Raw genomic sequence first — 14,537 nt, 5'->3', positions numbered from 1 at the left:
CTTACTTACCTCATTCCATCTCTGGGAGACTTAAATATAACGTCCCAAAACTGATGTTCACCTCTCTAGCTAGAGAATTTATGATCCAAATATCAAAAAAGCACAATAATCCATATTATTAAGACTATGCCAAATAAAACAAAATCATCAGCATCTATTTTTAGATTAAAAATCCTATATTTTTAATTTTTAGGTTTTTTGTGTCGTTATAAGGAATTGATAACCCGTGCAACCAGTTGAACTGGCCATTTTAAACAAAAGTTGACATGACCACAAAATTCACGTATCAATTTAGGCAACGCACTATTTTAACCCATGAGAAACTGAAAAATTATGTTCTACTCAACCCGCCTACTAAGCCTACTACTTAACGCATCTCACTTGCGCGGTATGTTGGTGGACGGAAATCAGAACTGATTCAGTCATCAAGATTAACAAGCCCGCGCAAATGCGCGGGTTTTTTTTTACCCGCTAAGCGCAAATGTAAACACGACAAGGAACAACCCATGAGCCAACAAGTCATTATTTTCGATACAACATTGCGCGACGGTGAACAAGCATTGCAAGCCAGCCTGAGTGTTAAAGAGAAGCTGCAAATCGCGCTTGCACTGGAAAGAATGGGTGTCGATGTAATGGAAGTCGGTTTCCCGGTTTCCTCCCCTGGCGATTTTGAGTCAGTGCGCACCATCGCTCAGCAAGTCAAAAACAGCCGCGTGTGTGCTCTGGCTCGCTGTGTAGACAAAGATATTGATGTCGCCGCCGAAGCTTTACGTATTGCTGAAGCCTTCCGTATTCATGTGTTCTTGGCGACATCCACCTTACATATCGAATCCAAATTAAAGCGCTCATTTGATGATGTGTTGGCGATGGCAGTGCACTCGGTGAAACGCGCTCGCAACTATACCAATGATGTTGAATTCTCTTGTGAAGATGCTGGCCGTACCCCTATTGATAACCTGTGCCGCATCGTAGAAGCTGCGATTAATGCCGGCGCGACTACCATCAATATCCCTGATACTGTCGGTTACACCACTCCTTATCAATTCGGCGGAATTATCACCGACTTGTATGAGCGGGTGCCAAATATTGATAAAGCCATTATCTCGGTGCATTGCCATGACGATTTGGGCATGTCCGTTGCCAACTCCATCACCGCAGTACAAGCCGGTGCGCGTCAGGTAGAAGGCACGATTAATGGTTTGGGCGAACGCGCCGGTAACTGTTCACTGGAAGAAGTGATCATGGCTATCAAAGTGCGTGAAAAGATGTTGGGCGTGCATACCAATATCAATCATCAAGAGATTTACCGCACCAGCCAGTTGGTCAGTAAGTTATGCAACATGCCAATACCCGCTAACAAAGCCATTGTCGGCAGTAATGCTTTCGCTCACTCATCCGGTATTCATCAGGATGGCGTGCTGAAAAATCGTGAAAACTACGAAATCATGACACCACAATCCATTGGCTTGAAAGAAGTGCAGTTGAACCTGACCTCCCGTTCTGGTCGCGCGGCGGTCAAACACCGTATGGAAGAGATGGGTTATCAGGATAAAGATTACAATTTGGACTCTTTGTACGACGCATTCCTGAAGCTGGCAGATAAAAAGGGCCAGGTATTTGATTACGATTTAGAAGCGTTAGCCTTCATTAATAAACAACAGGAAGAGCCGGAACACTACCGTTTAGACTATTTCAGCGTGCAGTCGGGTTCCAGCGTAATGGCAACAGCATCCGTGAAATTGGTCTGTGGCGAAGACATTAAATCAGAAGCGGCCACAGGTAATGGCCCGGTTGATGCGGTGTATCAGGCCATCAATCGCATTACCGGTTATGAAATTGAACTGGTGAAATATCAACTGTCTGCCAACGGTCAGGGTAAAGACGCATTGGGTCAGGTTGATATCGTGGTTGATCATAAGGGTCGCCGCTTCCACGGCGTGGGTCTGGCAACAGATATTGTCGAGTCATCCGCTAAAGCGTTGGTTCACGTATTAAATAACATCTGGCGCGCTCATCAGGTAGAGATTGAGAAGCAGCGCTTGCAACAAAATAATCAGGAAATGGTGTGAACATGACTAAGACTTATCATATTGCCGTTTTGCCCGGAGACGGTATTGGCCCTGAAGTAATGGCTCAGGCAAATAAAGTATTGGATGCGGTGCGTCAACGTTTCGGCATCAAGATTTCAACTAGCGTTTATGATGTAGGTGGTGCAGCCATCGACCGTCACGGCAGCCCGTTACCGGCAGCGACAGTCAGCGGATGTGAGCAGGCTGATGCTATCTTGTTTGGCTCGGTAGGCGGCCCGAAATGGGAACATTTGCCACCGGCTGAACAACCCGAGCGTGGTGCGTTGTTGCCTTTGCGCAAGCACTTCAAATTATTCAGCAACTTGCGCCCGGCGCGGTTGTATCAAGGGTTAGAAGACTTCTGCCCATTGCGCAGCGATATTGCTGCCAAAGGTTTTGATATTCTGTGTGTGCGTGAATTAACCGGCGGTATCTACTTCGGCCAACCCAAAGGCCGTGAAGGCCAAGGCCAGCACGAGCGTGCTTTTGATACCGAAGTTTATCATCGCTTTGAGATTGAACGTATTGCCCGTATTGCCTTTGAATCTGCGCGTAAACGTCGTGGCAAAGTTACTTCTATTGATAAAGCCAATGTGTTGCAAAGCTCTATTCTGTGGCGTGAAGTGGTAACTGCCATTGCGGCCGATTACCCAGATGTTGCGTTGTCCCATATGTATATCGATAACGCCACCATGCAGTTGATCAAAGACCCTGCCCAGTTTGATGTATTGCTGTGTTCTAACTTGTTTGGCGATATTTTGTCTGATGAGTGCGCCATGATAACGGGTTCAATGGGGATGTTGCCGTCGGCCAGCCTGAACGAACAAGGTTTCGGTTTATACGAACCCGCAGGTGGCTCCGCACCCGATATCGCGGGCAAAAATATCGCCAACCCAATTGCCCAGATTTTGTCATTAACTCTGCTGTTGCGTTTCAGTTTAGGTAAAGACAATGCCGCCGATGCTATTGAGCATGCGATCAATCAGGCATTGGAACAAGGCTATCGCACGGCTGATTTGGCAGGCGAAGGTAAAGCCATCGGTACCAACGAAATGGGCGATATTATCGCTAAATTCGTGATGGAGGGGGTGTAAAATGGGCAAAACGTTATATCAAAACAAGACCTTATATCAAAAATTGTACGATGCGCACATCGTTTACGAAGCGCCAAATGAAACCCCATTGTTGTACATCGACCGCCATCTGGTGCATGAAGTTACTTCGCCGCAAGCCTTTGATGGTTTGCGCGCCATGGGTCGTCCGGTGCGTCAGCCGGGTAAAACCTTTGCCACGATGGACCACAACGTTTCAACCCAGACCAAAGATATCAATGCCAGCGGCGAAATGGCGCGGATCCAGATGCAGGAACTGATTAAGAACTGTGCTGAGTTCGGTGTCTCTTTATATGACCTGAATCATCCGTTCCAAGGCATCGTCCATGTGATTGGCCCTGAACAAGGTATGACTTTACCGGGCATGACTATCGTCTGTGGTGACTCACATACCGCAACCCATGGTGCATTCGGCTCATTGGCCTTCGGTATCGGCACTTCAGAAGTTGAGCATGTGCTGGCAACCCAGACCCTGAAACAGGGCCGTGCCAAAACCATGAAAATCGAAGTTAACGGTACTGTTGGTGCAGGGATTACCGCCAAAGACATCGTCTTGGCGATTATCGGCAAAACCGGCAGCGCGGGCGGCACCGGCCATGTTGTGGAGTTCTGTGGCAGCGCGATTGCAGCGCTGAGCATGGAAGGCCGGATGACATTATGTAATATGGCGATCGAGATGGGTGCTAAAGCCGGTTTAGTCGCCCCGGATGACACCACTTTCGACTACCTGAAAGGTCGTCAGTTCGCCCCAACTGGCGAGCAGTGGGAACAAGGCGTGGCCTATTGGCGCAGCTTGAAATCTGATGCTGATGCTAAATTTGACACTATCGTCACCCTGGATGCCGCCGACATCGCGCCACAAGTCACTTGGGGCACCAACCCGGGCCAGGTTATTGCGGTTAATGACATGATTCCTGCGCCTGAGTCCTTCAGTGATCCCGTTGAACGTGCCTCGGCGGAAAAAGCGTTGGCATATATGGATTTGCGCCCCGGCATTAAGTTGACCGAGGTAGCCATTGATAAAGTCTTTATCGGTTCCTGCACTAACTCACGCATTGAAGATTTGCGTGCCGCAGCAGCGGTGGCGCAAGGTCGTAAAGTCGCGACTGGCGTGCAAGCTATTGTGGTACCCGGCTCAGGCCCGGTAAAAGCGCAGGCAGAAGCGGAAGGTTTGGATAAGATCTTTATCGAGGCCGGTTTTGAGTGGCGTTTGCCTGGTTGTTCCATGTGTTTGGCGATGAACAACGACCGTCTGGAACCCGGAGAGCGTTGTGCCTCCACCAGCAACCGTAACTTTGAAGGCCGTCAGGGCCGTGGTGGCCGCACACATTTGGTTAGCCCGGCAATGGCCGCCGCCGCCGCTGTCAGTGGTCATTTTGCTGATGTTCGCGACTTAGAAGCCGCCACCCACTAACCGGAGACACCATTATGGCTAAATTTACTCAACACACGGGTTTGGTTGCTCCGTTGGATGCGGCAAACGTCGATACCGACGCGATTATCCCAAAACAATTTTTACAAAAAGTGACGCGCACTGGCTTTGGCCAACACTTGTTTAACGATTGGCGTTTTCTCGACGACGCAGGCAAAGTGCCAAACCCTGAATTTGTGCTGAACCAACCCCGCTATCTGGGTGCAACCATTTTGTTAGCGCGTGAGAATTTCGGTTGTGGCTCCTCACGGGAACACGCGCCGTGGGCATTGACCGACTTCGGTTTCAAAGTGGTTATTGCCCCTAGTTTCGCTGATATATTTTACGGTAACTCGTTTAATAACCAATTATTACCAGTGACCTTAAGCGAAGCAGATATCGATACCTTATTCCAATTGGTTAACGATAATGAAGGAATCGAGTTTATTGTTGATTTGGAACAGCAAACAGTGAATGCCGGTGGCAATAGTTATTCTTTTGAAATAGACAACTTCCGCCGCCATTGTATGATTAATGGTTTGGACAGTATTGGCCTGACGTTGCAGCATGAAAGTAATATTTCTGCATATGAAAAACAGCAACCGGCATTTTTACGTTAATTTATTTTAAGTTCATTTTGTGAGTATATTGTTGGTGTCAGGTAAGCCCTGACCCAACAATTCAAAATAGATAAAAATCCCATTTTAAAACGCACCCTTCCTTTTTTCATTATTCACAAAAACAAATCCCATATCAATCAATATGTTACATGATATATTCTCAAGTCATTATTTTAACTAGATATTAATTACTCTGATATTGATTTATTTGATTATATTTTGTGCTGGCGGTCACTTTTTATTTTTTCAACCAAGGTATGCTATTATTCACCATCCACACCTAGAGGGCGCCTTATGATACGCATTATACTGCGTTACGAAGCACGCATCTCCGGCGATAGCCGAGCCTGGTTTAATATAGATTACCGCCTCGCCAACGATTTCCCGCGTTAACTCCCCCATTGCTTATTCAGCTTAGGCTGAAAAAACTCATCTCTTTATTTTGTTGCCGTCATTGGTAATGCGAATGGCTATTTTCACTCGCCAAGATATGACTGCATTTAAAATATTAATAATAAAAATACCCAAAATAATTGGCGTTGCAGAGACGTTAGCTGCGACTTCAAGTTCCAAGGGTATTTGGAGTCATAAGCCATGAAACGTATCCCAGAGCCCTTCCGTATTAAAATGGTTGAAAATATTCGGATGACCAACCGGGAAGATCGTGAGAAAGCATTAATCGAGGCAGGCTATAACCCATTCTTACTGCCGAGTGAAGATGTCTATATTGATTTGCTCACCGACTCTGGCACCGGTGCGATGAGTGACCGCCAATGGGCCGGATTAATGATGGGCGATGAGGCCTATGCCGGTTCGCGTAACTACTATCACTTGTGTGACCAAGTGAAGAAACTGATTGGCTATCCATTTACTATCCCAACCCATCAGGGGCGTGGCGCGGAGCAAATATTATTCCCTTGCCTGATTGCGAAAAAACAAAAAACCGGTGGTGGCAAGAAACCGGTCTTTATTTCCAACTTCCACTTTGATACCACTGCCGCCCATGTTGAGATGAACGGCGCGAAGGCAATTAACGTAGTCACACCGAAAGCCTTTGATACCGTTACGTATTATGACTGGAAAGGGGATTTCGATTTAGATCAGTTAAAGGCAACCATCGCTGAACATGGTGCAGAAAACGTAATTTCTATTATTACCACCGTGACCTGTAATAGCTCCGGCGGCCAACCTATTTCCATGAGCAATATGCGTGAAGTGTATCGCATCGCTCAGCAGCACAATATTCCAGTAGTGATCGACTCGGCTCGCTTCTGTGAGAATGCCTGGTTTATCAAACAAAGAGAGCCGGGTTACGCAGATAAGTCGGTCAAAGAGATCATTCTGGAGATGTACCAATATGGTGATATGTTAACCATGTCTGCCAAAAAAGATCCCATGGTGAATATTGGCGGGCTGTGTTGTTTCCGTACCGATGAACACCTATTTGACGATGTTCGCATCCGTTGTGTGCCAATGGAAGGGTTTGTCACCTATGGCGGTTTAGCCGGCCGTGATATGGAAGCGCTGGCTATCGGGCTGGAAGAAGGGATGAACGAGGACTTCCTGAAGTACCGCATCGGACAAGTCGAATATTTGGGTGAACGCCTGCGGGCGGGCGGGATTCCAATTCAGTATCCTACCGGCGGCCACGCGGTATTTGTCGATGCCAAGATTCTGCTGCCACATATTCCGGCGGAGCAATTCCCAGCCCAAGCCTTAAATAACGCACTGTATCTGGAGGCGGGTATCCGCAGTGTGGAAATTGGCTCGCTACTGTTGGGACGAGATCCAGAAACGGGTAAACAAAAACCGTCACCGCTGGAACTGCTGCGTCTGACTATCCCGCGCCGGGTCTACACCAACGACCATATGGATTACATCGCTGACGCCCTGATTTCGCTCAAGTCACGCGCTCATGATATCAAAGGCTTAACCTTTACCTACGAACCCCCGGTTCTGCGCCACTTTGTTGCGCGATTAAAACCGGTCGAATAAAGCGCGACTGCCACTCTCCCCCTGCTCACTTCAGGCTGGGGGAATATTGCTGCCAAATAGGTTAGTCATTACCCTTAGCGCCCTACCGGGCGCTATGCCTCTCTCACCCGTGCACAGATGATTAACGCCAGAATAGCTAATCCCATCGCCACCACATATACCGAATTATGGCCCCAGGTTTCGGTCAATACCCCTTGCAGAACCCCAGCCAGAATCACCCCAGTGGAAATACTATTGGTAAACAGCGTGGTTGCTGCTCCGGCTCTGCCTGGCATTAAATCCTGAAAATAGAGCATGCCAATCCCGGCGACAATACCAATAAAAATGGCATTAAAAATCTGCAATAGCATCAGTGCAGTTTTGAATTTGAATAACACCAATCCGGTATAAAACAGCACACCCGCCAGCACCGCAAACAGCATAATTTTGCGCTTACCAAAACGCCTGACCGAGTAACCCGCCAGCAGCATAATAGGGATTTCCAACCCGGCAGCAGTCCCCATCAACAGACCAGCCAACCGCTCAGGCAATCCCAAGCTTGCTGTGATATACAGAGGCATATCAATGATGTACATGGTGTTGCAGGTCCACATCAACATTGAAGCAATAAACAGCAACAAAACGTCTTTATCGGCAAACAAACTGCCCTGCACCACCGCTGGCGCATCTACTACTGGCTCTGCTCGCTGCACCGAGGGCAAAATAAACCACACCACCAGCGCACTGAGGACAAAAATACCGGCGGCGATACTGAACATCAGCGTAAAGCCATAATTCAGCGCTAACATAAACGACAGCGGCGGGCCGATAACCCAAGCCAATGAAAGCTGCGCACGCATAATCGAACTAAACATCACCACTTCCCGCGCCGAGCTATCGGCATATTCTCGCGCTAAGGCGAAAATCTGCGGCATGGCGGTATTTGCTACTGCTGCCAGCAGCACACCGGCAGTGATTAGCGTCAGATAGTCACGATTAAAAGCAAATAGCAGGCAGTTCCCCACCGCCATCAAGTAGCAGACCATAATTAGCTTGCGGCGGTCACCACGTAAATCTGATCGTTTGGCCAGTACAAAGCTGACGGTAATCCCGGCAATGGCATTGACGGTATAAAACAATCCCACCCACAGTGGGCGTACTTTCACTTCAGTGCTTAAGAACAAGCTTAATGTCGGTGCCTGTAACGCGCCGGCGATACCGGAAAGAAAAGCCACCACGAAGAAAGCGAGAAACACCGGGTTAATACGGCGGGAAAAGATCAAAGCAGATTTCATTCCAGGCTCCAGCGCCAGAAATAACAATTAAACGCTATGCTACAGAAGCGGGTAGATTTATATAGAGAAAAGTATATCAGCCGCATAAATTTCACATCCGAATAATGGATACGGCTGACCGTGTTTCAGCCTCAAGGAGGCAGGATATTATCCAAAGTCATTGGGGCTATAGCTAGGCAGCAAGCGAGCAAATCCCGATGAGCTTACTCAAGTAAGTGATTCGGGTGCGTGAACGCAGCTAACAACGCTGTAGCCTCAAGGAGACAGGATATTATCCAAAGTCATTGGGGCTATAGCTAGGCAGCAAGCGAACAAATCCCGATGAGCTTACTCAAGTAAGTGATTCGGGTGCGTGAACGCAGCTAACAACACTGTAGCCTCAAGGAGACAGGATATTATCCAAAGTCATTGGGGCTATAGCTAGGCAGCAAGCGAACAAATCCCGATGAGCTTACTCAAGTAAGTGATTCGGGTGCGTGAACGCAGCTAACAACGCTGTAGCCTCAAGGAGACAGGATATTATCCAAAGTCATTGGGGCTATAGCTAGGCAGCAAGCGAACAAATCCCGATGAGCTTACTCAAGTAAGTGATTCGGGTGCGTGAACGCAGCTAACAACGCTGTAGCCTCAAGGAGGCAGGATAAAAAAAGCCAGCAGGTTGTTAAGCCCACTGGCTGGTGAAAGTCACCATTACTCAGAAATTTTTGGTACACAGCAAGGCAAGACTTGGTTCATTTAACAGACATCAACATCAATTATCATCTACCACAGCTCACAAAGTGTGCTCTGTTCGGGCGATGATATCGTCTTGTGCATCTGGCGATAGCGCGGTAAAGAATGCCGAGTAACCGGCAACCCGCACCACCAGATCACGGTAGCGGTCTGGGTGCTGCTTGGCATCGAGCAATATCTCACGCGATACAATGTTGTATTGCACATGCCAGCCCAGATACTCCTCGAAGAAGGTACGCAACATCATCATCAGCTTTTCGCGATCACGCGGGTTATCCAAAGTTGACGGATTCAGTTTTTGATTCAGTAGCACCCCGCCCAGAATAGAGGCTGTCGGCAGTTTTGACAGGGAGTTAAACACCGCAGTTGGCCCCAGATGATCAGTACCAGAAGCAGGGCTTGCTCCCTCCGCCAGCGGGCTGTGCGCTTTACGGCCATCCGGTGTTGCCATCGTTGCCGCACCAAACGGCACGTTAGCAGAGATAGAGGACGTCCCGGCGTAATAGGTACCGCCTATCGGGCCGCGACCAAAGCGGGTATTGTGATATTGCTTCAACTCATCAATATACGTCTGATAAGCGCGCACCAGCAGTTGGTCTACATCATCAACATCATTACCGTATTTCGGTGCTGAATTAATCAGATGTTGGCGTAATTGCTCACCGTTCAGGCCAGCAAAGTCATTTGTTAACGCCGTTGCCAGTTGCTGCTGTCCGATAAGCTGTTGTTCAAACACCAGTTTTCGTACCGCTGCCAGACTATTACCCAAATTGGCAATGCCCACCTGCAAGCCGGAAACCCAGTCATAACGCGCGCCGCCCTGCTTAATACTTTTACCGCGCTCAATACAGTCATCCACCAGTGCAGAACAGACAATATCGTGGGCATTCTCTTCCAACACCGTATCTACCACACACTCAATTTCGATGGATTTTCGCGTGTAGTAACGAATCTGCTGATCCCATTGCGCCATCACTTGTGAGAAATCAGTGAAGTTACCCTTCGATAACCCCTGCTCTTGCGGCAAGAATACTTGCCCAGAGGTCGCATCTTTACCTTGCTCCAGCGCCGCTAGCATCACGCGAGCAAAATTAATAAAACTCATGCCAGTACAGCGATAGCCCCATTTCCCCCCCACCGCAGTTTCAATGCAACCGATGGCAGCGTAATCGTAAGCATCCTGTGGCTCTACACCCAATTTGATAAATTCAGGAATAACAATTTCGTCATTATTAAACGCAGGCATACCAAAGCCGCAGCGAATGACTTGCACACAGGCATCGAGGAAATCATCACTGATACCGGCATGGTAGCGCACGCTGAGATTCGGCTGAGTTGAACGTAAACGGCCGCAAGACTCCAACACCGCATAAGAGAGCGGGTTAACCGCATCAATCGCTTTACCCTGCACCAGCTTCTGCCCACCAATAGTGACATTCTGATACAACGGGCTGCCCGCCGAGGCTTTGGAGTGCGAACCGGAACGGATCTTGTTCACTTCCAGCAACTTGAGCCAGCAGCTATGCAACATCTCAATGGCTTTTTCGCGGCTGAGGGTATTTTCCAGCTCCACGTCACGGCGATACCACGGATAGAGGTATTGGTCGAGGCGGCCAAAGGAAACCGAGTGGCCGTTAGATTCAATTTGCAGCATCAATTGGATGAAATAGCACAACTGCAAGGCTTGCCAGAAAGTCTGTGGCGGTTGGTGAGCAATCAGTTCGCAGTTTGTGGCGATAGTTTGTAACTCAATGCGCCGCCAATCACGGCTCTCTTCTTCTGCCATTTGCCGCGCAACCGCCGCATAACGTTCGATATGTTCGCTCAGCGCCGCCAATGAAATATCAATGGCTTTAAGGAATTGCTCTTTATGCAGGTCACTCCAGTCCGTCAGTTGTAACCGTTCGCGGCGACTTGCCACTTTGCTGCGCAGACCATCCAGCCCTTTTTCCAGCAATAACGGGAAGTTAACCGCCAAATGCGCATCGCCGGAGGTCATATTACCTTCGGCTTTTATAATGCCGGTAGCCAATAACGCTTTTTGCTCATCGGTAAACATGCCGTAGCAGCGGTCCTGCACTGTTTGGCCGCGCCACCACGGGCAGATACGGTGCAATACCGCTTTATCTGCTGCACTGACCGAGAAACCCGCACCGGGGCGATCGGCCAGCTCATCAATTTCGTTTTCAATCCAACTCACGGTGTATTCAGGGAAAATTGGCGCGGCGCGCAGTTGGCTGGCCTGATTACCGATAATCAGCTCATCATTTTTGATCCAGACGGTGCGAAGCTGTAAGTGATGCGCCAGCGCCAGCGCGCGCCTGACGGGGAGAGGTTTGTCCTGATGCTGCTGATAAGCCTCGGTATAATGCTGAGCTCGTTCGGTACAAACCGGCGGCTTCACAATGTGGATCAGTGCGTTTTTATGCTGTTTCGTCCGTTCGCTTAGCGTTACCAAATCAAGGGTGGTCATAGCATTATCCTCGTAAAATTGCGGTCAAGCCTTTATCACGGGCATAGCTTTCCGCGAAGTGAAGCAGTTCAGGAGCGTCCAAAGGTGTGCTTGCTGCCCGATACTCTTCACCCAGCAGCGAATATTTGTTGATACCCAACGTGTGGTAAGGCAAAAAGTGAATCTCTTTAACGCCTATCTCATCAGCCGCAAAATCGACGATCCCTTGTATAGAGTGGCGATCTGCATTGAAATCTGGGATCAACGGCACCCGTACTGTGATGTTGGTGCCCGCTGCCGCTAACTGACGAAAGTTGTCCATCACCCGTTTAGCCGAACCTCCAGTCCACTGGCGAAAACGGTTTTCATCCGTGTGCTTTAAATCCGCCAGCATCAGATCCAGCCACGGCAAAGAGGGCGCGATGTAATGCCACGGCGTATGCAGACAAGACTCAACCGCCGTGTGGATACCAAGCAGATGACAGCGTTGCAATAACTCAGCCGCTACATCGGGTTGCATAAATGGCTCACCACCGGATAGCGTCACACCACCGCCACTGCGCCGATAAAACGGCATATCGCGCAACAGTGTTGCCATAGTGGTATCAATATCAATCGGGCTACCACACACCGTCAGTGCACCACTCGGGCAACGCACGGTGAGTGCCTGAAGGTCATCCTCTTCCAGCCGTTGGCGCGTGATAACAATGCAATCGTCAATGCGCTCTATTGCCTGTGGGCAGGTCTGTTGGCACAACTCACAACCTGATAAGCACAGGCGCGAGTCAAATAGCACCTCCGCTTTACGTGATCGACTTTCCGGGTTTTGGCACCAACGGCAACTCAGCGAACAGCCTTTCAGGAATACCACACTGCGAATACCGGGGCCGTCATGGGTGGAATAACGCTGTAAATTAAAAATCATTTATTCCTCCCGTTGGCGGCATTGCCACGATAACCCGCTTTCATTGGCAATCAGTATCTGCGTAATATAGGGAAAGAAAAATTGATGAAATTTGCCGTGGAGTTCCTCTTTTATGTCTGCCTCACGTCTACAACAGCAGTTTATTCGCCTCTGGCAACGTTTTAATGGCCAGCCGACGGAAACCACCTTGCAGGAGCTGGCAGACGTGCTCAGTTGTTCACGCCGCCATGTACGATCCTTGCTGGGTAGCATGCAACAAGAGGGTTGGCTAAGCTGGCAGGCTGAAGCGGGTCGCGGTAAACGCTCACAACTGGCCTTCCTCTACTCCGGGTTGGCACTGCAACAACAGCGGGCCGAAGAGCTGCTGGAACAGGACCATATCGATCAGTTAGTGCAGTTGGTAGGGGATAAAAAAGCAGTGCGCCAAATGCTGCTATCCCAGTTGGGACGCAGTTTCCGCCAAGGAAAACACATCCTGCGGGTGCTCTATTATCGCCCGCTACAAAACCTGCTGCCCGGTACCGCGTTGCGCCGCTCCGAAACACATATGGTGCGGCAGATTTTTAATGGCCTGACACGCATAAATGAGGAAAATGGGGAACTGGAACCGGATTTATCCCATCACTGGCAAGCTATTAGCCCGTTGCATTGGCGTTTTTATTTGCGCCCTGCCATCCATTTTCACCATGGGCGTGAACTGGAAATGGATGATGTCATCAGCAGCCTGACCCGGCTGATTCCGCAGCCCCTGTTCTCTCATATCACCGCCGTGCGCTCACCAACGCCCTATGTGATTGATATCCATCTAAGTTGCCCGGATCACTGGTTGCCATGGTTGTTGGGTAGTGTTCACGCCATGATTTTGCCGCAAGAATGGGAGAATCAACCCGACTTCCGCCGCCATCCTATTGGTACCGGCCCCTACTCGGTGATTAGAAATCACCATAATCAGTTGAAGATACAGGCTTTTGATAACTATTTTGGTTTCCGCGCACTGATTGATGAGGTCAATATCTGGGTGCTACCTGAGTTGTCTGAGGAGCTGGTTTATTCCGGTGTGCAATTGCAGGCTGACGATACCAGTAAAAACGAGCTGGAAAGTCGGCTGGAGGAAGGCTGCTATTTTTTACTGTTTGATCAGCGATCGCCTCAGACCAGTAACCCAGAGATCCGCCGCTGGTTGTGTGAGTTGATAACACCGGTCGCCCTGCTCAGCCATGCAGATCCTTTCTATCAACGCTACTGGTCACCGGCCTACGGCATGCTGCCCCGCTGGCATCACAACCGGCTAACCACCCTTGAGCCAAAGCCCGCAGGGCTGACCGAATTGACGCTGACATTTTACAGCGAGCATTCCGAATTTGACGCCATCAGCCAAACATTAACCACATTGTTGGCCGCACACGGCGTCACACTGGTGATACAAGTGCTGGATTATGTCAGTTGGTATCAGGGCGATGCACAGAGTGATATCTGGCTTGGCAGCGCGAATTTCTATCTGCCACTGGAGTTCTCCCTGTTTGCCACCCTGTACGAACTGCCGCTACTACAACATTGTTTGGATGAAAAACTGCATCAGGATGTTGAATTATGGCGAAATAATACCCTGCCGATGGCGGATTGGAGCCAACGGTTGGTTAGCCAGAATCAATTCCACCCGCTGTTCCATCATTGGTTAGAATTATATGGGCAGCACAGTATGCGCGGGGTGCGCATGAACACGCTCGGCTGGTTTGATTTCAAATCGGCCTGGTTTACCCCACCAGAGGGCTAACCTGCTTTCATCCGCCCAGATTAGTCTCTACAATGGCACCGTCTCAACGGGGTGCGGAAAAACTGTTGTGGTCGTGTCCAGAATTCATGCTGGTTCGTTCCATTAACAATGAAACAAAAACGTCGCGAGGTAGGTTCAGTCGGAGGCGGACAGCACGCAGAAACCGGAGCGTA

At 49.3% G+C, this 14,537-nt stretch carries 10 protein-coding genes; 7 read left to right on the top strand and 3 right to left on the bottom strand.

Translation table 11 applies throughout. The features are described 5' to 3' along the window. Positions 1 to 506 precede the first annotated feature (506 nt). The 6 genes from leuA to tnaA all read left to right on the top strand — a co-directional run bounded on the left by leuA (position 507) and on the right by tnaA (position 7,207). A complete protein-coding gene (leuA, locus tag ACWJJO_RS03690) occupies positions 507 to 2,069 on the top strand; it encodes a 2-isopropylmalate synthase (RefSeq protein WP_372557997.1) in 1,563 nt (520 codons plus the stop codon). 2 nt (positions 2,070 to 2,071) lie between these two features. Beyond that, complete coding sequence (gene leuB / locus ACWJJO_RS03685) at positions 2,072 to 3,163, top strand: 3-isopropylmalate dehydrogenase (RefSeq protein WP_372568670.1); 1,092 nt, start codon at positions 2,072 to 2,074, stop codon at positions 3,161 to 3,163. 1 nt (position 3,164) lies between these two features. Further along, on the top strand, positions 3,165 to 4,595 hold the full coding sequence (gene leuC, locus ACWJJO_RS03680; protein WP_442848133.1) for a 3-isopropylmalate dehydratase large subunit: 1,431 nt from the start codon (positions 3,165 to 3,167) through the stop codon (positions 4,593 to 4,595). Positions 4,596 to 4,609: 14 nt separating this feature from the next. Continuing rightward, positions 4,610 to 5,212 (top strand): 3-isopropylmalate dehydratase small subunit, encoded by a 603-nt coding sequence (leuD, locus tag ACWJJO_RS03675; RefSeq protein ID WP_481090650.1) that lies wholly within the window; start codon positions 4,610 to 4,612, stop codon positions 5,210 to 5,212. A 294-nt stretch (positions 5,213 to 5,506) separates the two neighbouring features. Next, complete coding sequence (gene tnaC / locus ACWJJO_RS03670) at positions 5,507 to 5,605, top strand: tryptophanase leader peptide (RefSeq protein WP_083160556.1); 99 nt, start codon at positions 5,507 to 5,509, stop codon at positions 5,603 to 5,605. Positions 5,606 to 5,806: 201 nt separating this feature from the next. Continuing rightward, positions 5,807 to 7,207 (top strand): tryptophanase, encoded by a 1,401-nt coding sequence (gene tnaA, locus ACWJJO_RS03665; RefSeq protein WP_372568668.1) that lies wholly within the window; start codon positions 5,807 to 5,809, stop codon positions 7,205 to 7,207. A gap of 92 nt (positions 7,208 to 7,299) precedes the next feature. Here tnaA and ACWJJO_RS03660 read toward each other — a convergent pair whose 3' ends face one another. The 3 genes from ACWJJO_RS03660 to ACWJJO_RS03650 all read right to left on the bottom strand — a co-directional run bounded on the left by ACWJJO_RS03660 (position 7,300) and on the right by ACWJJO_RS03650 (position 12,590). Next, on the bottom strand, positions 7,300 to 8,481 hold the full coding sequence (locus ACWJJO_RS03660; protein ID WP_372568667.1) for a sugar efflux transporter: 1,182 nt from the start codon (positions 8,479 to 8,481) through the stop codon (positions 7,300 to 7,302). 772 nt (positions 8,482 to 9,253) lie between these two features. After that, the gene (locus tag ACWJJO_RS03655; protein WP_372568666.1) at positions 9,254 to 11,686 is read right to left on the bottom strand and encodes a formate C-acetyltransferase/glycerol dehydratase family glycyl radical enzyme; all 2,433 of its coding nucleotides are present in this window, start codon (positions 11,684 to 11,686) and stop codon (positions 9,254 to 9,256) included. Between the two features lie 4 nt (positions 11,687 to 11,690). Next, positions 11,691 to 12,590: a glycyl-radical enzyme activating protein gene (locus ACWJJO_RS03650; RefSeq protein WP_442821262.1), complete on the bottom strand. Its 900-nt coding sequence runs from the start codon at positions 12,588 to 12,590 to the stop codon at positions 11,691 to 11,693. Positions 12,591 to 12,702: 112 nt separating this feature from the next. Here ACWJJO_RS03650 and sgrR point away from each other — a divergent pair, with 112 nt between their 5' ends. Further along, positions 12,703 to 14,364 carry an HTH-type transcriptional regulator SgrR gene (gene sgrR, locus ACWJJO_RS03645; protein ID WP_083160566.1) on the top strand — a complete coding sequence of 554 codons (1,662 nt, stop codon included), beginning with the start codon at positions 12,703 to 12,705 and terminating at the stop codon, positions 14,362 to 14,364. The last annotated feature ends 173 nt before the right edge of the window (positions 14,365 to 14,537 follow it).

The organism is Yersinia antarctica (assembly GCF_056636475.1).
The sequence above is the reverse complement of the archived record's forward strand: the minus strand, read 5'-3'. Positions and strand labels throughout refer to the sequence as shown.

Bases quoted from the DNA above. Each gene is read 5' to 3' on its own strand.
- tnaC (WP_083160556.1), top strand. From the start codon at position 5,507: ATGATACGCATTATACTGCGTTACGAAGCACGCATCTCCGGCGATAGC.
- leuC (WP_442848133.1), top strand. From the start codon at position 3,165: ATGGGCAAAACGTTATATCAAAACAAGACCTTATATCAAAAATTGTAC.
- ACWJJO_RS03660 (WP_372568667.1), bottom strand. From the start codon at position 8,481: ATGAAATCTGCTTTGATCTTTTCCCGCCGTATTAACCCGGTGTTTCTC.
- sgrR (WP_083160566.1), top strand. From the start codon at position 12,703: ATGTCTGCCTCACGTCTACAACAGCAGTTTATTCGCCTCTGGCAACGT.
- leuD (WP_481090650.1), top strand. From the start codon at position 4,610: ATGGCTAAATTTACTCAACACACGGGTTTGGTTGCTCCGTTGGATGCG.
- tnaA (WP_372568668.1), top strand. From the start codon at position 5,807: ATGAAACGTATCCCAGAGCCCTTCCGTATTAAAATGGTTGAAAATATT.
- ACWJJO_RS03655 (WP_372568666.1), bottom strand. From the start codon at position 11,686: ATGACCACCCTTGATTTGGTAACGCTAAGCGAACGGACGAAACAGCAT.
- leuB (WP_372568670.1), top strand. From the start codon at position 2,072: ATGACTAAGACTTATCATATTGCCGTTTTGCCCGGAGACGGTATTGGC.
- ACWJJO_RS03650 (WP_442821262.1), bottom strand. From the start codon at position 12,590: ATGATTTTTAATTTACAGCGTTATTCCACCCATGACGGCCCCGGTATT.
- leuA (WP_372557997.1), top strand. From the start codon at position 507: ATGAGCCAACAAGTCATTATTTTCGATACAACATTGCGCGACGGTGAA.